The following is a 16,781-nucleotide window of genomic DNA, read 5'->3' on the forward strand; positions in this document are numbered from 1 at the left end:
AAACGAGCGAGCGGCTGACACGCATGACCGACGCCACACGGGCTCCGAAGCTCCGGGAAAGGCCGATGTCGCCCCACCTTCAGGTGTGGCGCTGGCATATCACCATGGCGACTTCCATCCTGCACCGCGCCACGGGCGTGGCGCTGTATGTGGGGGCGTTGATCGCCGCGGCCTGGGCGATCGCCCTGGCGAACGGTCCTGAGTCCTACGCCACGTTTAAGAGCCTGCTGGGCTCGCCGCTTGGCAAGCTGGTGATGTTCGGCCTCACCGTGTCGTTCTTCTACCACCTGGCCAACGGCATCCGTCACCTGGTCTGGGACACCGGCCACGGCCTCGACGTGAAGAGCGCCAACTTCTCGGCCGTCGTCTGCCTCGCCTTCACGGTCGCCGCGTCGATCGCGGTTTGGGTTATCGCCGCCATGACGGGAGCGCTCTGATGGTCAGCTATCGCACGCCCCTGTCCCGCGCCCGCGGCCTGGGCTCAGCCAAGCACGGCGTCGGCCACTGGATCTCCGAGCGCGTCAGCTCGGTGGCGCTGATCCCGCTCACCCTGTGGGCGGTGTTCGGGGTTCTGCGGCTCGCCGCCGGAGACTACGACTTCGCTGTTGCTTGGATTTCCGAGCCGCTGAACGCCGTGCTCGTGGTGCTCACTTTAGGCATCAGCTTCTGGCACATGCACTCCGGCTTCCGCGTGATCATCGAGGACTACATCCACATCACGCTGAACAAGAGCGCCCTGCTGCTCATCAACCTCTTCGTCTGCGTGCTGGCTGGCGCGCTGGCGATCTTCTCGATCCTCAAGGTCGCGCTGGGAGGCGCGTAAGCTAGCTCATGGCGACTTACGATTTCATCGACCACAAGTTTGACGTGGTCGTGGTGGGCGCGGGCGGCTCCGGCTTGCGCGCGGCCCTCGGTTGCGCGCAAGCGGGTCTCAAGACCGCGTGCGTGTCCAAGGTCTTCCCGACCCGTTCGCACACCGTCGCCGCCCAGGGCGGCATCTCGGCGTCCTTGGGCAACATGAGCCCGGATGACTGGCGCTGGCACATGTACGACACCGTCAAGGGGTCGGACTGGCTGGGCGACCAGGACGCCATTGAGTACCTGTGCCGCAACGCGCCGGCCGCGGTCTACGAGCTGGAGCACTGGGGCGTGCCGTTCTCCCGGACGCCTGAGGGCAAAATCTACCAGCGCGCCTTCGGCGGCATGACCAAGAACTACGGCGAGGCCCCGATCCAGCGCACCTGCGCGGCGGCGGACCGGACCGGCCACGCCATGCTCCACACCATGTACGGTCAGAGCCTGGCGCACGACACCGAGTTCTTCATCGAGTACTTCGCCCTCGACCTGATCATGGACGAAGAGGGCGTCTGCCGCGGCGTGACCGCGTGGAAGCTCGACGACGGCACCCTGCATCGCTTCCAGGCGCAGCTGGTGATCCTCGCGACCGGCGGCTACGGCCGGGCCTACTTCTCCTGCACCAGCGCGCACACCTGTACGGGCGACGGCAACGCCATGGCGCTGCGCGCCGGCCTGCCACTGCAGGACATGGAATTCGTGCAGTTCCACCCCACCGGCATCTACGGCGCGGGCTGCCTGATCACCGAAGGCGCGCGCGGCGAAGGCGGTTACCTGACCAACTCGGAAGGCGAGCGTTTCATGGAACGCTATGCGCCCACCGTGAAGGACTTGGCGCCGCGTGACATGGTCAGCCGGGCCATGACGATCGAGATCCGCGAAGGCCGGGGCGTGGGCCCGAACAAGGACCACATCTTCCTGCACCTCGATCACCTGGATCCAAAGATCCTCGCCGAGCGCCTGCCGGGCATCTCGGAAAGCGCCAAGATCTTCGCCGGCGTGGACGTCACAAAGGAGCCGATCCCGGTTCTGCCGACCGTCCACTACAACATGGGCGGCATCCCGACGAACTTCTACTCGGAGGTCGTCACCCGCGAGGGCGCCAACCCCGACAAGGTTGTGCCGGGCCTGATGGCCGTGGGCGAAGCGGCCTGCGTGTCGGTGCACGGCGCCAACCGCCTGGGCTCCAACAGCCTGATCGACCTGGTGGTGTTCGGGCGCTCGGCCGCTCTGCGCGCGGCCGACACCATCAAGGCCGGCGAGAAGCAGCCGGAGCTGAAGCCCTACATGACCGAGGCTCACCTGGCCCGGTTTGATCGGCTGCGGAACGCCAACGGCTCCACGTCCACGGCTTCGCTGCGGCTGGAAATGCAGCGCGCCATGCAGGAAGACGCCGCCGTGTTCCGCACCGGTGAGAGCCTGACGTCAGGCGTCAAGCGCATGCAGGCGGTGCACGAGAAGCGTCGCGACCTGAAGGTCGTCGACCGCGGCATGATCTGGAACACCGACCTGATGGAGACGCTGGAGCTGGACAACCTGATCGGCCAGGCGGCCGTGACGGTGAACGGCGCCGCGAACCGCACGGAAAGCCGCGGCGCTCACGCCCGCGAGGACTTCGCCGACCGCGACGACGCCAACTGGATGAAGCACACGCTCGCCTGGTTCGACGACGCCACCGGCGCCGTCCGGCTCGATGATCGCCCGGTGCACAACTACACGATGACGAACGACGTCTCGTACATCCCGCCGAAGGCGCGGGTTTACTAAGGCGGCGGGGCAAGGACACAATGGTCGAATTCGCGCTTCCCAAGAATTCCCGCGTCACCCGCGGCCGCCACTATCCGGCGGTCGAGGGCGCCACGCGCACCAAGACCTTCAAGGTCTACCGCTACGATCCGGAAGGAACGGAGAACCCGCGCTGGGACACCTACGAGGTGGATCTCGACAAGTGCGGGCCGATGGTCCTGGACGTGCTGTTCTACATCAAGAACAACATGGACCCGTCGCTGGCCTTCCGCCGCTCGTGCCGTGAAGGGGTCTGCGGCTCCTGCGCCATGAACATCGGCGGGCGCAACACCTTGGCCTGCACCCATGGTTGGGAAGAAGTGCCTGGCAAGGACGTGCAGATCAGCCCGCTGCCGCACATGCCGGTCGTCAAGGACCTCGTCCCTGACATGACCCTCTTCTACGCCCAGTACGCGTCCATCGAGCCTTGGCTGCACACCGAGACGCCGGAGCCGCAGAAGGAGTGGGTGCAGAGCCCCGAGGACCGCGAGAAGCTCGACGGCCTTTATGAGTGCATCCTGTGCGCCTGCTGCTCGACCTCCTGCCCGAGCTACTGGTGGAACCAGGAAAAGTACCTGGGTCCGGCGGCCCTGCTGCACGCCTACCGCTGGCTGGTCGACAGCCGCGACGAAGCGACTGGCGATCGCCTCGACTACCTGGAAGATCCGTTCAAGCTCTACCGCTGCCACACCATCATGAACTGCGCTCAGGTGTGCCCGAAGGGTCTGAACCCGGCCAAGGCCATCCAGGAAGTGAAGAAGATGCTGGTGGACCGCGTCGTCTGACGCGGTTCATCACTCCCCCAGCGTCAAGTTGACGGCCAAGTCACACTTCGGCATCGGAGACGCATGAGCGATCCTTCCGCGCATGTGGTGATCCTGGGCGCGGGCCACGCCGGCGGCACGGCGGCGGCCCTTTTGCGCCAGTACGGGCATACTGGGCCGATCACCCTCATCGGCGACGAGCCCATTCCGCCGTATCAGCGGCCGCCTTTGTCCAAGGCTTGGCTGAAGGGGGAGGCTGACGCGGACTCCCTGGCGCTGAAGCCGCTGGAGTTCTACGCCGAGCACGACATCGACTTTCGGCCGAGCACCCGGGCTGAGCGGCTGGAGCGCAGCGCCCAGCTCGTTCACCTCGCTGACGGCTCGACCGTCCATTACGACGTGCTGATCCTGGCGACCGGCGCTCGGGCCATCGCCTTGCCAATTGAGGGCGCGGACCTCGACGGTGTCATGTTCCTGCGCACCGCAGCTGACGCCGAACGCCTCAAGGCGGCCGTTGGGCCGGGCAAGAAGCTGGCCGTGGTCGGCGGCGGCTACATCGGCCTGGAAGTCGCAGCGTCAGGGCGCGCGCTCGGCGCGGACGTGGTGGTGCTGGAGCGCGAGGAGCGCCTGCTCGCCCGCGTCGCCTGCGAAGTGCTCTCCGACTTCTTCCGCACCTATCACGAACGGCACGGCGTCACGTTCGAACTGGGCTGCAGCGTCGTCGGCTTCGAAGGCCGGGGCGGTCACGTCACCGGGGTGAAACTCGCCGACGGCCGCACCATCGCCTGCGACGCCGTGGTGGTGGGCGTGGGCGCCGCTCCGAACGACGAGCTCGCTGACGACTGCGGGCTGGAGACGGCGCGCGGCGTTGTGGTGGACCTGCAGGCCCGCAGCTCGGATCCGAACATCTTCGCCATCGGTGACGTCGCGCATAGGCCGATGCCGATCTACGGACGCATGTTCCGCATGGAAAGCGTGCCGAACGCCCTGGAGCAGGCCAAGCAGGCGGCCAGCGCGATCACCGGCCGCCCAGCTCCCGCCGGTGAAGCGCCTTGGCAGTGGTCCGATCAGTACGACCTGAAGCTCCAGATCGCCGGCTACGCCTTCGACGCCGACGAGATCCTCGTTCGCGGCGATCCGGCCTCGGGCAAGTTCGCAGTCTTCCACCTGAAGGGCGACCAGCTTCAGTCGGTTGAAGCCATCAACGCTCCTCCGGAGTTCATGATGGGGCGGCAGCTGATCCTGAACCGCAAGTCGGTCGACAAAGCCAAGCTTGCCGACCCCTCCGTTTCCATGAAAGAGGTCGCGGCCTGACGCCGCCGACCGCCTGAAGAGTACAGATGGCCAAGATCACCTACATCGAGCACGACGGGACCGAACACGTGGTCGACGTGAAGAACGGCCTGTCGGTCATGGAAGGCGCGGTGAAGAACAACATCCCGGGCATCGACGCCGACTGCGGCGGCGCCTGCGCCTGCGCCACCTGCCACGTCTATGTGGACGAAGCCTGGCGCGAGAAGACCGGCACGGCCTCGGCCATGGAGGAGTCGATGCTCGACTTCGCCGAAAACGTAGAGCCGAACAGCCGCCTGTCTTGCCAGATCCGCATCAGCGACGCCCTTGACGGGCTCGTGGTCCGCATGCCGGAAAGCCAGCACTAGCGGCTCAGCGTCCCGGCGCGCACTCCAGCTTCGCCATCTGCACGACCTGCTCCGGCGGAGGCGCCAGCCACGCTGCGATGACGGCCGCCCATATGGCGGCCGCGGCGAGAAGATAGCTGGGCCGAAGCTGCGGCGGGGTCTGAGGTCTGCTCTTCCTGTTGGTCATGGGTGGACCTTCCAGCCTTCCCAGCTGGTGCTCAATCGACTAAGCGGCGCTATGATGTGAGCTGGAGTCACATGGCGCGCCGTCCACTGCCCTCACTGACCGGTCTTCGCGCCTTCGAAGCCTTCGCGCGACTGGGCTCGATGACCGGCGCTGCGTCCGAGCTTTGCATCACGCACGGCGCTGTCAGCCGTCAGGTGCGAGCGCTGGAGGTGCGCCTGGGCGTCCGGCTGGTGGTCGGTCCGCGACACGACCTGGTGCTGACCGATGCCGGCCGCCAGCTCGCCGCCGCCCTGACGCCTGCCTTCGACATGGTCGCCGCCGCCCTGCCCGGCGCCGGTCCCGATCGCGAGCTGGTGGTCTCGTGCCTGGGCACCCTGGCGATGAAGTGGTTGATCCCCCGGCTGCCCGACTTTCACGAGCGGCATCCCGGCGTGCGCGTGCGCATCCTGGAAAGCCACGCGCCCGTGGACTTCAGCCAGGGCGGGCTCCACGCCGCCATCCGCATCGAGCATAGCCGGCCCGCCGAAGGCATCCGCTCGACGCCCTTCATGCCCCTGTTTCACGGGCCGGTGCTGGCGCCCAGCCTCCTAGCCGAGATCGGCGATGATCTTCCGCGGCTGCTTACCCTGCCCCGCCTGCACACCGAGACCCGCATGGAAGCCTGGGAGGAGTGGGCCGGCCGCGCCCAGCTTGTCCTGCCGCCCGCGCGGCTCGAGCGCCAGTTCGAGCATAACTCCTACATGCTGGAGGCCGCCGCCGCGGGCCTTGGCGTCGGGATCGCGCCCTGGGCCTTCGCCGCGCCGGACGTGGAGCGCGGCCGGCTCGCCGCCCCCTTCGGCTTCGAGCCGGTGAACGCCCGCTTCGTTTTCCTGCGCCCGCGTCTGGCGGACAACCCGACCGCAGAAGCATTCGGGGCCTGGCTGCAGGAGCAGGGCGCGCAAACTCCGATGCCAGGCCCGCCGGTCCGGCTGCCCTAAGCCACTCCGAACCGGAACTCGCCTCGCCAGCGGAAGGTCTGGCCGGGACGCAGCACGGTGGTCGGGAACTGCGGCTTGTTCGGGCTATCTGGATAGTGCTGCGGCTCCAGGCAGAACCCGTGTTCTGGGCCGTAGAAGGCCCCGCCTTTGCCGGCGATCTTCAGCCAGTGGGCCGAATAGAACTGAACGCCGGGCTGGTCGGACCAGACCTCCAGCGTGCGCCCGCTCTTCGGGTCGCGCGCCCGCGCTACGCGACGCAGTTCGCCCTGGGCGTGCGGATCAACAATGAGGTTGTGGTCGTAGCCACCCGGGGCCGATCCGATGTCCCGTCCAATGGGTTTGGCTGTGCGGAAATCAAAGGGCGTGCCTTCGACGGACGCGATCTCGCCCGTGGGAATCCCAGTTCGATCCTTGGGCGTATAGCTGGCGGCGTCGACCTGCAGTTCGTGGTCCAGGATGGTGCTGGAGCCGTCCGCCGAAAGGTTGAAGTAGGCGTGATTGGTCATGTTGATGACCGTCGGCGCATCGGTTGTCGCACGGGCCTCCATGGTGAGGCGATTGTCGTGGGTGAGCCAGTAGGTCCAGACAACCTCCACAGTGCCTGGGAAGCCTTGATCGCCGTCGGGGCTTTGCAGCGACAGCTCCAGACCGGGGCCAGCCGCTCCGTCCAGCGGCCGCGCGCGCCACAGGAGCTTGTCCCAACCTTGCGGGCCGCCATGGAGATTGTGCTCCCCGGCGTTGGGGATCAGCTGGTAGCTTCGGCCGTCCAGCCGAAAACGCGCGCCGGCGATCCGGTTGGCGTAGCGCCCCATCACGGCGCCGAAGCCCGGAGAGTCCGTCAGGTATGGCTCCAGGCGGTCGAAGCCGAGGACCACGTCTCCCAGCTTGCCCGCGCGATCCGGCGCGTCGACGCCCACGATCACGCCGCCGAGGTCCATGATCCGAACGACCAGGCCGTTCCGGTTCGTGAGGGTATAGAGGGTGACCGTCCGGCCATCAGGAAGCTTGCCCCACGGGCGGCTCGTCACGCCCGCCTTAGCCGCTCCCATGACACCCAGCCCGAGCAACGCCCCACCCAGAGTGGCGCCCCGCCGCGTCAGCTTCATCCCGATCCTCCCGCTTGTTTCTTGCACCGACGCTAGACCGGCGCTCGCGGGTTCGCCAGCGGGGGGTTGCAGCCCCGCATCGCCTTGCTAAGCGTGGGGAGACCTTCGGGCCCAACAAAACCTTTCCCAAGGGGGGATTCATGATGAGAAGCCTGCTCGCGGGCGCCGCTGCGCTCGCCCTGATCGCGGCCGCGCCACAAGCCCTGGCGCAGAAGCCGACCGGCTCAGCCGGCGCGCCGATCTCGATCAACGACAAGGAATATTTCGCGCGCCAGGGCGTGAACGTCATGGTTTTCAATGACTTCTACCCTGACGGTCACCAGACGGGGGTGACCGTTGTCCAGCACGGCACCCGCGTCGCCGCCAACGGCGACCTGCGCCTGGAAACCTCCCCCGGACAATGGTCTCCCATGCCGGTGACCCAGACGCGCACCGTGGATCGCGCCACCGGCACGATCACCCAGACCCTCTCCTATCCGGACCCTTCCAAGGACCGGAAAGGGTTCAATCCGATCATCTACCCCGACCTAAAATTTACCTATCACGTTAAAGTGACAGCGCTGTCAGGCGGCGCCTTCAGGGTCACTGTCGACCTCGACCAACCGCTCCCTGCGGAGTGGATTGGGAAGGTCGGCTTCAACTTCGAGCTGTTCCCCGGCGAGCTGTTCGGCAAGTCGTGGCTGATGGACGGCCAAGCCGGCATCTTCCCGCGTCAGCCGAATGGCCCAGTGGAGCAACGCGCCGGCGAGTGGATCAGCAAGCCCATGGCACAGGGCAAGACGTTGATCGTGGCTCCCGACGAGGACCTGCGCCGCATGACGATCGAGAGCCGCACCGGCCAGCTCGAGCTGGTGGACGGCCGCGGCAACCACAACAACGCCTGGTACATCGTGCGCGGCGTGGTGCCCGCCGGGGCCACCAAGAACGCCATCGAGTGGGTCATCACGCCCAACGTGGTGGAAGGCTGGCGCTATCAGCCGGTGATCCAGGTCAGCCAGGTCGGCTATGCCCCCGACCAGGCCAAGCGGGTGGTGCTGGAGAAGGACCCCCTCGACACCAAGGCCGACGAGGTCGTCCTCTACCGCCTCACCGCCAACGGCCGCCAGGTGGCCAAGCGCGGCGCGCCTAAGGCCTTCGGGCCGTTCCTGCGCTACCAGTACTCCACCTTCGACTTCTCGGACGTGACCGCGCCGGGGATGTACGTCGTCGGCTACCGTGACCAGGTCAGCCATCCGTTCAAGATCGGCGCGGACGTCTTCGACCGCGACGTCTGGCAGCCGACGCTCGAGACCTTCCTGCCGAACCAGATGTGCCACATGGTGGTGCGCGAGAAGTACCGCATCTGGCATGGCCTCGATCACCTGGACGACGCCCGCATGGCGCCGACCGACCTCAACCACTTCGACGGCTACCTGCAGGGCGCCTCCACCCTGACGAAGTACAAGCCCGGCGATCGCGTGCCCGGCCTCGACGCCGGGGGCTGGCATGACGCGGGCGACTACGACATGCGGGTCGAGAGCCAGATCGGCACCATCTGGTTGCTGTCCAAGATGGTCACCGAGTTCGGCCTGAACTACGACGCTACGGCCGTCGACCAGAAGAACAAGACGGTCGACATCCGCGTGGCCGACGGCAAGGACGACGCTCGCCAGCAGATCGAGCACGGTCTGCTCAGTGTGCTCGGCGGATACCGCGCCATGGGCCGCCTCTACCGCGGGATCATCGAGCCGCACCTGTCGCAATATGTGCTGCTGGGCGACGTGGTGAACCAGACGGACAACCTGCCTTACGATCCGAAGGCCAAGCCGGACCTTCTGCGCGGCCACAACTACGGGGTGGACGACGATCGCTGGGTGTTCACCGAGGACAACCCGGACCGTGAGTTGGACGCTGCCGCCGGCCTGGCGGCCGCATCAGTGGCTCTGCGCGACTACGACGCCAAGCTCGCGGCCGAGTCCCTGGCTGCAGCCCGGGACATCTACGCCAAGGCCAAGGACCGGCCGAAGAAGCCGACGGACCGGATTGCCGCACTGACGGAATTGGTCCTGGCCACCGGCGAGGGCGCCTACATGAGCGAACTCATCGCCCTGAAGCCGACGGTGATCGCTGACATCGAGAACTCCGGCTGGGCTGTCGGCCAGGTGATCAACCGCGTGCCGGACGAGTCCTTCCGCCGCGACGTCACCGCCGTCGTGGCGACCTATCAGGCCAAGCTGCGGGAGCAGTCCAAGGAGAACCCGTACGGCGTGCCCTACAAGCCGGACATCTGGGGTGCGGGCTGGACCATCCAGGAGTTCGGTGTGAAGCAGTGGTTCTTCCACAAGGGCTGGCCACAGCTGACGCCGGAGGACTACCACCTCAACGCCCTGAACTTCGTGCTCGGCGTGCACCCCGGCCAGAACAACGCCTCGTTCGCGTCAGGCGTCGGCTCGAAATCGGCGACAACCGCGTACGGCACCAACCGGGCAGACTGGTCGTACATCCCCGGCGGGGTGATCTCGGGCACGGCGCTGATCCGCCCCGACCTGCCCGAACTGAAGGTCTGGCCCTACTTCTGGCAGCAGACCGAGTACGTGCTCGGTGGCGGCGAGACCAACTACATGTTCCTGGCGATCGCCGCCCAGCAACGGGCGAAGGGCAAGTAAGCTCTCGCAAACAAGGCAGCCGCCGCAGGCGGTCGGACGAGGGCTCTCAGATCGTTCTGAGGGCCCCTTCTTCGTTCAAGGCAGGATTACGCGCGGCCTTTCGGCAGAACGGATCGCTCTAGTGCGCGAAGCCCAGCTCCGGCTGGGCGACGGCTGCGTGGGCTTCTTCTGGAAGGTGGCAGGTGAAGGTCGCGCCCGCACCAGGCTCGCTTTCAAGCGCCACCCAACCGCCGTGCAGCTCGGTCAGCGCCTTCACGAGCGCAAGGCCTAACCCGGGTCCGCCGCGCTCGCGCCCGATGAAGCGGTCGAAGATGTGCGCCTGCACATGGAATGGAATGCCCCGGCCGGTGTCCGAGACCTGCAGCTGAATCTCGCCCAGGGCGCGCCGTGCAGCGACCGTGACCGTACCGCCTGGCGGGGTTTGGCGCAGGGCGTTCTCCACCAGGTGATTCAGGATCTGGCTGAGGCGGCGCGAGTCCCCGCGGATCACCCCGATGTCGTCCGGGCGTTCCACCAGGATTGAGACCCGCATAGCCTCCGCTTCCTTGGCCCAACGCACTGCGGTCTGCATCAGCAGCTCGGCGACCCGGACGTCTTCCAGGTCCAGCGCCATCTCGTCGGCATCGATCTGCGCCATGTCGAGGACGTCGTCGATGGAACGTGCCAGCTGGGTCGCCGCCGCCTTCACCGCCGCCGCATGCGCACGCCCGCGCTCCGACAACCCGTCCCCGGAACGCTCCAGCAGCTCGGAGTAGCCGATGATCGTGGTGAGCGGCGTCCGCAGCTCATAGGAGACGTTGCCGACGAAGTCGCGCTTCAGCCGCTCGGCCTCGTCCAGCGCCGCCTCCCGAGCCGCCAGAGCGCTCTCGAGCTTGCGGGTGTCGGTGATGTCGGTGAAGGCGATCAGGGTGGCCCCGTCGGGCAGCGGCCGCGATTGATAGGCGACGATACGCGCGTCGGAGGTGCGAACCTCCCCGCTCATCGGCGCGCGCGCCTGTGGATCCGGATCGGCCACCCGGCCCTTCAGCTCGCGCCAGAAACCCAGGTCATGCAGCTTGGGCACGCAGAGGTCGACCACGCCTTCGAAGTCGCCCGCCGCCTCCAGTGCGGTCGGCGTCAGGTTCCAGAAGCGGGCGAAAGCGTCGTTGTGCAGGCGCAGGCGCCCATCCGAGCCGAACACCGCCACCGCGTCGCTAAGCTTGTCGAGCGTCGCCTGCTGGACCTGGATGAGGGCGTTGTACTGCGCCTTCAGCTTCAGCTCGCCCGTGATGTCGCTGAACAGCAGCAGCAGGCCGCCCATCGGGTGCGGCTGGCGCACCACCTTGAGGGTGCGGCCGTCGGGCAAGCTCCAAAGGTCGTCAGGGCTGGAGGCGAGCTGTTCGTACCGGTCGAGCTCAGCCGCCTTCCAGCGCCCGTAATCGGCAGTTTCCGGCAGGCGGCGGCGCTGGCGCAGGCGATCCAGGATTTCGGAGTGGCTGGGCTGCTCGGCCAGCCACGCAGGCTCCAAACCCCACAGCTCGGCGAAGGCGACGTTGTGGAAGATCAGCTTTTTGGCGTGACTGAAGATCGCCACCGCTTCGGCGATGTGGTTGAGCGTCTCGTCGTGCGCCTCGACGTTGCGCTTCAGATGCTCGCGGGTTTCTTCCAGGTCGGTGACGTCGTCGGTCCACACGCCGACCCCGCCGCCTTCCAACGGTTGGGCGGTGATGTTGAACGCAACGCGGCGTCCGCCGACCGTGACCCAGCGAGTGGTCTCGCGCCGCTGACCCAAGTTGGCGGCTTCGGAGGCGAAGGAGTCCACGGCGCGGTCAAAAGCTGCGCCGCGTTCGGCCGCTTCATCAAGGCTGTGGGCGTCCACCGCCTTCAGCCAGGCGGCGTTGACCCAAACCGGCGAGCCATCCGCCGCGGCGATCCAGGCCGGACACTCGCGCGTGTTCAGAAAAGCGGCGAACCGCGGCGCCGTCGGCAGGCCGGCGTCTTCGCCCATCACGGCCGACAGCCGAAGCCACGCGAGCGCGCCCGCCGCACGTCCTTCGACCGAAACGGCGCCGGCTGGCCCCTGCACTTCGAAGGCGCAGGCTTCGCCGCGCTCGAACAGCGCTCGCAGGCGGCGGGTGTGGTCGGGATCGGCGCGCATGAGCGCATTGACGAGAGCTTGGGGGTCGGCGGCTTCGACGCCCAGCGCCGCCGCGCAGGTGCGCAAGGACTCCTCGCCCGACGCCAGCATGGCCCGGCCGTCTTCCACCGCCAGCAGAGCGGAGTCGAACGCTTCCGCCGAAGCCTGGGCCGCCTCCGCCCGCGCCTCGAGAGCGGCGATACGGTCCAGCAGGGCCCTCACACGTCCTTGCCCGCGCCCGCGCTGGGCCAAAGCCCAGAGCACAGCGCAGATCGCCAGCGAGACAGCGCCCGCCGCGGCCGCAAGGATCAGTTGATGCGCTCCCATCCTGGCTCCGCTCGCCCTCCGCCGAAAGGCGAATCACCCTTAACGGACATTAGGCGGCTCTTCGCCCTACGACCACGATCTCGCCACGTTTCCAGCCCCTGTCGTTTTGGCGCATGATCAGGGACATGACGGCCATCCTTTATCCGGTTGCGGCGAACGCCGAGCAGGCGCTGGCGCGGCCGCTGGCTCGCGCCACACGAGAACGCGAGGCGCGCACCGCCGCCCGAGAGGCCGTGGTGTTCACCACCGATCCGACCGGCCCGGCGTTCGCAACCCGGGAAGCCGCCCTGGCTGCCTACGCTGGCCGCGTGGAGGACGAGCGGACCGGCTTCACACCGGGGATTGAGGATCGCTTCTGCAAGCTGGTCGAGCAGCTGGTCATCGAGCCGGGTCGAACCGCGCCGCTCGCCCCTGTCACGCCCACCTTTGAAGACGGCCGGCGCTGGCCCGAGCCCCCGACGCAAGCGCCGCGCACAGCCTGGCGGCTCATGGTGTCCTATTGGCGGGTGGCCAGCGCGGAGCGGCCAATCGAAGCGCCCCAAGCCCGGCAGGCGCGACGAGCGCGTCAGTCGCTCGACCCCGAGACCCTGCGAGCCATCGCCCGCCAGCCCCTCCGGCCGGTGGAGCCGCAGCAGCCGCTCGACATCGGCTTGTTCGAAGTGCGCCTGCCCGAGCGACCGGATATCGTCGTGCCTGATGAGTGAGCTTCAAACCTTTGGTCGGGCGCCATCGCTCGATGACATCGCTGCGCTTGCGGAGACCGCCTTTCAGGCGCTCCCTTCTGGCTTCCGTCAGTTGGCTGGTGAGGTTCTGTTCCGGGTCGAAGACTTCGCGGCGCAGGAGGTGCTCGACAGCCTCGAGATCGAGGATCCGTTCGAGCTCACCGGCCTCTATCACGGCGTCGATATCGCGAGTCGCTCGGTCCTGGGACCAAGCCCTGCGCCGTCCATGGTCTTCCTTTATCGTCGCCCGATCCTCGACGAGTGGGCGGACCATGGAGAGATCACGCTGGATGAGCTGGTCACCCATGTGCTGGTGCACGAGATCGGCCACCACTTCGGCCTCTCCGACGACGACATCCACGCGATCGAAGCCGCCGCGGAGTAGCGGCGCCTGCGATTCGCGCCAGCTTGTCGCAAACTGCCGCGCTTGCACTGGGAACGAAGACGGAACAGGGTGGCGACATGGACGTCTCCGTCACCGTCGTCTCACTCTCGCGTCCCGAGACCACAGCCACCGTGACCCGCGGGGCGGCCCGGCTGCTCACCGCGCTGGGCTACGCGCCGCTGGCCGAGGTCACGCTTCCAAATGGCCGTCGCGCCGACCTCATGGCGCTGGGCCCCAAGGGCCAGATCTTCATCGTGGAGGTGAAGTCGAGCGTCGAGGACTTCCGGACCGACCAGAAGTGGCACGAGTACCAGCCCTACTGCGATGCCTTCGCCTTTGCCGTGGCGCCGGAATTCCCGCGCGAGATCCTGCCCGCGGAGCCGGGCTTGATCGTCGCCGACGGGTTCGGCGGCGCGGTCCTGCGCGAGGCGCCGGTGGAGGCCCTGGCCGGGGCGCGTCGCAAAGCGCTCACCCTCGCCTTCGCCCGCCTCGCCGCCATGCGGGCGGGCGGCGTGCAGGCCACCAGCTTGGAGTAGCCGCTTAGCGCGGGGCGCGCTTGGCGAGGATCCGCTGAAGGGTTCGCCGGTGCATGTTCAGGCGGCGCGCGGTCTCCGAGACGTTATGGTTGCAGAGTTCGTAGACCCGCTGGATGTGCTCCCACCGAACCCGGTCCGCGCTCATCGGATTGTCCGGCGGCGGCGGAGGCGCATCGCCCCGGGCCAGCAGCGCCCGCACCACGTCGTCCGCGTCCGCAGGCTTTGAGAGGTAATCCACCGCGCCGGCTTTGACCGCCTGGACGGCCGTCGCGATGTTGCCATAGCCGGTCAGCATGATGATGCGCGCGTCCGGCCGCGCGTCACGCACCGCCTCCACGACGCGCAGGCCGTTGCCGTCGTCCAATCGCATATCGAGCACCGCGAACGCAGGCGGGCTGCTCTTCACTGCCGTGATGGCTTCCGAGACGCTGCCCACCAGCGTGGGCTCGAAGCCCCGCTGCTCGAGGGCTCGGCCAAGCCGCGTGCGCAGCGGCGCGTCGTCGTCCATCACCAGAAGAGACTTATCCGGCAGGGCGGCGACTTCGGTCGAAAGGTCGGTCATGCACTCACCCCCGCGGGGCTCCCTACAACCAGTACGGTATGCGGCAGACTGTCGCAGGTCGCAACCCGCAACAAGCCCGCGCCTCAGGCCGTCTCCGCTTCGATTCTCGCCCGCGGCCAACGGGCCGAGACGATCGCGCCGCGGGGGCGGCCATTCTGAAACGTCACAACAGCCCCGGTTCGTTCCAACAAAGTCTTCGAGATGAAGAACCCGAGCCCCATTCCGATGTGTCCGGTGCGCGATCCCTCGGCTCCCGGTCTGGTTGTGACGTACGGTTCGCCGAGCTTCGCCAGGATCTCGGGTGCGAAGCCGGGACCGTCGTCCCGCACCTCCATGGAGATGGTCTCCGCATCGAAGCGGGCGGTGACCAGGACCTCGGAATTCGCGAAGTCGACGGCGTTCTCCACAAACGAGGTGAAGGCGTGGGTGATCTCCGGCATGCGCCGGATGTCGGGCGCTTTCACGCCGGGCGCGCCGGTGACGATCGCCTCGACGCGGACATCCTTCGTCTCAGCGTGAGGCTCCATGACCTCCTGCACCAGTTGCCGGAGGGACAGGCGCTCGTGGACCTCGTCGGAGGCCGCGTCGGGCTTGTCCGTCAGCCGGCGCAGGATCTCGCGGCAGCGTTCAGCCTGAGCCCGCAGCAACTCGGCGTCCTCGCGCACCTGCGGCGTGGGCGCTTCCCGCTCCAGTTCCTTGGCTACGATAGAGATGGTGGCGAGCGGCGTGCCGAGCTCGTGGGCCGCGGCCGCGGCGAGCGCGCCGAGGGCGGACAGTCGCTGCTCCTTGGCCAGCACCGACTGGGTGACGTCCAGGGCAAGCGCCATGCGGGCGGCTTCCTCGGCGGCCTGACGCACGTAGCCGGCGACCAGGGCGATGCCGGCCATCACCGCCATTGCGGCGCCGATGCGGTAGCTGGGCGAGACCACCGCTTCCAGCCCTTCCGGCGCCGGCAGCGGGAAGGACAGGAAAGCCAAGGCGATGGTCAGCCCCCCCGCCAGAAACCCGAGCGTCAGCACAGGGCGCGCCGGCAGGGTCGCAGCCGCCAGGGTGACGGGCGCGATCAGCAGGAGCACGAAGGGGTTGGAGGTCCCGCCGGTCAGGAACACCAGGGCTGCGATCTGCACCACGTCCACAGCCAAGTGCGCGGTGGCCTCGACGTCGCCGAGCACTTTTTGACCCGGCGCGGCCACCCCCGTGATCAGGTTGATCCAGGCCGCAGCTCCAATGACCGCGAAGCAGAAGGGGTAGGGCGCGTGGAAGCCCAGACCGAAGCCGGCCACCAGCAGAAGCAGGATCTCGCCCGCGATCACCATCCAGCGCAGGGAGACGAGGGTGCGAACCCTCAGGTGGCTGCGCCGGACGGCGACGCCCTGCCAGTCGCCGGGGCCAGCGTCCTCGCCTTGCGCCAGGACGTGCCCAGTCTTATCGAGGCTGACGGTCTGCGCCGCCGCCGCGGAATGCAGGCTGGCCATGCTAGACCAGCGCCCCGGGGACCGTCCCGGTCCTGACAAAGGAATTCCGAATGAGCCGCCGCCTGCTCGCCATCCTCGCGCTCCTGGCCGTGGCCTTCGCCATTCTCACTGCACTCGCCGTTCAGTCGGGCGTCCTGACCCCTCGACAGCAGCAAACCGCCGCCATCGGCGGGCCGTTCCAAATGATCGACCAGACGGGCGCCAACGTCGACCAGAGCGCCCTCAAGGGCAAGTGGAGCGCGGTGTTCTTCGGCTTCACCTATTGCCCCGACGCCTGCCCGACGACGCTGCTGGCCCTGGGCCAGACCGAGAAGCTGCTGGGCGACAAGGCGCGCAACTTCCAGACCGTGTTCGTCAGCCTCGATCCGGCGCGGGACACGCCCGACCAGCTGAGGACCTATCTCGACAACGAGACCTTCCCCCGGAAGGTGCTGGCGCTGACGGGGAACCAGGCCCAGGTCGATCAGATCGCCAAGGCCTACCGGGTCTACCATCAGAAGTCGGGGACGGGGCCGGACTACGTGATCGACCACTCGACGATCACCTACCTGATGAACCCGCGGGGCGAGCTGGCGTGCCCGCTGAGCTATGGCCTGACGCCGGAGCAGATGGCGGCCAAGATCGAGGCGGCGATGAAGCAGGGATCGCGGGCGCAGAGCTGCTGACGCTGTCGCCAGTGTACAGACGTGGCGGAACGCC

Annotated in this window: 16 protein-coding genes; 12 read left to right on the forward strand and 4 right to left on the reverse strand. The window is 67.7% G+C overall.

The window, feature by feature from the left end; genetic code table 11:
- Positions 1-23: 23 nt before the first annotated feature.
- The 7 genes from sdhC to DJ018_RS03970 all read left to right on the forward strand — a co-directional run bounded on the left by sdhC (position 24) and on the right by DJ018_RS03970 (position 6,208).
- Entirely contained in the window at positions 24-437 is a 414-nt protein-coding gene (sdhC, locus tag DJ018_RS03940; RefSeq protein WP_111513569.1) for a succinate dehydrogenase, cytochrome b556 subunit, read from the forward strand.
- A complete protein-coding gene (gene sdhD, locus DJ018_RS03945) occupies positions 437-823 on the forward strand; it encodes a succinate dehydrogenase, hydrophobic membrane anchor protein (protein WP_165842787.1) in 387 nt (128 codons plus the stop codon). Before sdhC ends, sdhD begins: the two co-directional genes overlap by 1 nt.
- An 8-nt stretch (positions 824-831) precedes the next feature.
- Positions 832-2,622: a succinate dehydrogenase flavoprotein subunit gene (gene sdhA / locus DJ018_RS03950; RefSeq protein ID WP_111513571.1), complete on the forward strand. Its 1,791-nt coding sequence runs from the start codon at positions 832-834 to the stop codon at positions 2,620-2,622.
- A gap of 20 nt (positions 2,623-2,642) precedes the next feature.
- Entirely contained in the window at positions 2,643-3,425 is a 783-nt protein-coding gene (locus DJ018_RS03955) for a succinate dehydrogenase iron-sulfur subunit (protein WP_111513572.1), read from the forward strand.
- A 63-nt stretch (positions 3,426-3,488) separates the two neighbouring features.
- Positions 3,489-4,718: an NAD(P)/FAD-dependent oxidoreductase gene (locus DJ018_RS03960; protein ID WP_111513573.1), complete on the forward strand. Its 1,230-nt coding sequence runs from the start codon at positions 3,489-3,491 to the stop codon at positions 4,716-4,718.
- A gap of 26 nt (positions 4,719-4,744) precedes the next feature.
- Positions 4,745-5,065, forward strand: a complete 321-nt coding sequence (locus DJ018_RS03965; protein WP_111513574.1) for a 2Fe-2S iron-sulfur cluster-binding protein — start codon at positions 4,745-4,747, stop codon at positions 5,063-5,065.
- Positions 5,066-5,302: 237 nt separating this feature from the next.
- Positions 5,303-6,208: a LysR substrate-binding domain-containing protein gene (locus DJ018_RS03970; RefSeq protein ID WP_111513575.1), complete on the forward strand. Its 906-nt coding sequence runs from the start codon at positions 5,303-5,305 to the stop codon at positions 6,206-6,208.
- Here the strand turns inward: DJ018_RS03970 and DJ018_RS03975 are convergent.
- Positions 6,205-7,314 carry an aldose epimerase family protein gene (locus DJ018_RS03975; protein WP_205853704.1) on the reverse strand — a complete coding sequence of 370 codons (1,110 nt, stop codon included), beginning with the start codon at positions 7,312-7,314 and terminating at the stop codon, positions 6,205-6,207. The two genes, DJ018_RS03970 and DJ018_RS03975, sit on opposite strands and share 4 nt — an antisense overlap.
- 143 nt (positions 7,315-7,457) lie before the next feature.
- Between DJ018_RS03975 and DJ018_RS03980 the strand changes: the two genes are divergently transcribed.
- Positions 7,458-9,959, forward strand: a complete 2,502-nt coding sequence (locus DJ018_RS03980; RefSeq protein ID WP_111514666.1) for a glycoside hydrolase family 9 protein — start codon at positions 7,458-7,460, stop codon at positions 9,957-9,959.
- Between the two features lie 118 nt (positions 9,960-10,077).
- On the opposite strand, the gene DJ018_RS03985 is transcribed toward DJ018_RS03980, so the two are convergent.
- Positions 10,078-12,402, reverse strand: a complete 2,325-nt coding sequence (locus tag DJ018_RS03985) for a PAS domain-containing sensor histidine kinase (RefSeq protein WP_111513576.1) — start codon at positions 12,400-12,402, stop codon at positions 10,078-10,080.
- 125 nt (positions 12,403-12,527) lie between these two features.
- On the opposite strand from DJ018_RS03985, the gene DJ018_RS03990 reads away from it, so the two are divergent.
- The 3 genes from DJ018_RS03990 to mmcB all read left to right on the forward strand — a co-directional run bounded on the left by DJ018_RS03990 (position 12,528) and on the right by mmcB (position 14,045).
- The gene (locus DJ018_RS03990) at positions 12,528-13,106 is read left to right on the forward strand and encodes a hypothetical protein (protein ID WP_111513577.1); all 579 of its coding nucleotides are present in this window, start codon (positions 12,528-12,530) and stop codon (positions 13,104-13,106) included.
- Positions 13,099-13,509: a metallopeptidase family protein gene (locus DJ018_RS03995; protein ID WP_111513578.1), complete on the forward strand. Its 411-nt coding sequence runs from the start codon at positions 13,099-13,101 to the stop codon at positions 13,507-13,509. The genes DJ018_RS03990 and DJ018_RS03995 overlap by 8 nt, the downstream gene beginning before the upstream one ends.
- A 77-nt stretch (positions 13,510-13,586) precedes the next feature.
- Positions 13,587-14,045, forward strand: a complete 459-nt coding sequence (gene mmcB, locus DJ018_RS04000) for a DNA repair putative endonuclease MmcB (RefSeq protein WP_111513579.1) — start codon at positions 13,587-13,589, stop codon at positions 14,043-14,045.
- Positions 14,046-14,049: 4 nt separating this feature from the next.
- Here mmcB and DJ018_RS04005 read toward each other — a convergent pair whose 3' ends face one another.
- Both DJ018_RS04005 and DJ018_RS04010 read right to left on the reverse strand, forming a co-directional pair.
- Entirely contained in the window at positions 14,050-14,607 is a 558-nt protein-coding gene (locus DJ018_RS04005) for an ActR/PrrA/RegA family redox response regulator transcription factor (RefSeq protein ID WP_111513580.1), read from the reverse strand.
- Between the two features lie 83 nt (positions 14,608-14,690).
- Entirely contained in the window at positions 14,691-16,082 is a 1,392-nt protein-coding gene (locus DJ018_RS04010; RefSeq protein ID WP_111513581.1) for an ActS/PrrB/RegB family redox-sensitive histidine kinase, read from the reverse strand.
- Positions 16,083-16,132: 50 nt separating this feature from the next.
- Between DJ018_RS04010 and DJ018_RS04015 the strand changes: the two genes are divergently transcribed.
- The gene (locus DJ018_RS04015; protein WP_111513582.1) at positions 16,133-16,747 is read left to right on the forward strand and encodes an SCO family protein; all 615 of its coding nucleotides are present in this window, start codon (positions 16,133-16,135) and stop codon (positions 16,745-16,747) included.
- Positions 16,748-16,781 lie beyond the last annotated feature (34 nt).

Source organism: Phenylobacterium deserti, assembly GCF_003254705.1.
Taxonomy (GTDB): Bacteria; Pseudomonadota; Alphaproteobacteria; order Caulobacterales; family Caulobacteraceae; genus Phenylobacterium; species Phenylobacterium deserti.

What these genes read in the sequence shown, in the direction of transcription:
- DJ018_RS03995 (WP_111513578.1), top strand. Translation starts at nt 13,099, where the DNA reads ATGAGTGAGCTTCAAACCTTTGGTCGGGCGCCATCGCTCGATGACATC.
- DJ018_RS03990 (WP_111513577.1), top strand. Translation starts at nt 12,528, where the DNA reads ATGACGGCCATCCTTTATCCGGTTGCGGCGAACGCCGAGCAGGCGCTG.
- DJ018_RS04015 (WP_111513582.1), top strand. Translation starts at nt 16,133, where the DNA reads ATGAGCCGCCGCCTGCTCGCCATCCTCGCGCTCCTGGCCGTGGCCTTC.
- DJ018_RS03980 (WP_111514666.1), top strand. Translation starts at nt 7,458, where the DNA reads ATGAGAAGCCTGCTCGCGGGCGCCGCTGCGCTCGCCCTGATCGCGGCC.
- sdhD (WP_165842787.1), top strand. Translation starts at nt 437, where the DNA reads ATGGTCAGCTATCGCACGCCCCTGTCCCGCGCCCGCGGCCTGGGCTCA.
- DJ018_RS04010 (WP_111513581.1), bottom strand. Translation starts at nt 16,082, where the DNA reads ATGGCCAGCCTGCATTCCGCGGCGGCGGCGCAGACCGTCAGCCTCGAT.
- DJ018_RS04005 (WP_111513580.1), bottom strand. Translation starts at nt 14,607, where the DNA reads ATGACCGACCTTTCGACCGAAGTCGCCGCCCTGCCGGATAAGTCTCTT.
- mmcB (WP_111513579.1), top strand. Translation starts at nt 13,587, where the DNA reads ATGGACGTCTCCGTCACCGTCGTCTCACTCTCGCGTCCCGAGACCACA.
- DJ018_RS03960 (WP_111513573.1), top strand. Translation starts at nt 3,489, where the DNA reads ATGAGCGATCCTTCCGCGCATGTGGTGATCCTGGGCGCGGGCCACGCC.
- sdhA (WP_111513571.1), top strand. Translation starts at nt 832, where the DNA reads ATGGCGACTTACGATTTCATCGACCACAAGTTTGACGTGGTCGTGGTG.
- sdhC (WP_111513569.1), top strand. Translation starts at nt 24, where the DNA reads ATGACCGACGCCACACGGGCTCCGAAGCTCCGGGAAAGGCCGATGTCG.
- DJ018_RS03970 (WP_111513575.1), top strand. Translation starts at nt 5,303, where the DNA reads ATGGCGCGCCGTCCACTGCCCTCACTGACCGGTCTTCGCGCCTTCGAA.
- DJ018_RS03985 (WP_111513576.1), bottom strand. Translation starts at nt 12,402, where the DNA reads ATGGGAGCGCATCAACTGATCCTTGCGGCCGCGGCGGGCGCTGTCTCG.
- DJ018_RS03965 (WP_111513574.1), top strand. Translation starts at nt 4,745, where the DNA reads ATGGCCAAGATCACCTACATCGAGCACGACGGGACCGAACACGTGGTC.
- DJ018_RS03975 (WP_205853704.1), bottom strand. Translation starts at nt 7,314, where the DNA reads ATGAAGCTGACGCGGCGGGGCGCCACTCTGGGTGGGGCGTTGCTCGGG.
- DJ018_RS03955 (WP_111513572.1), top strand. Translation starts at nt 2,643, where the DNA reads ATGGTCGAATTCGCGCTTCCCAAGAATTCCCGCGTCACCCGCGGCCGC.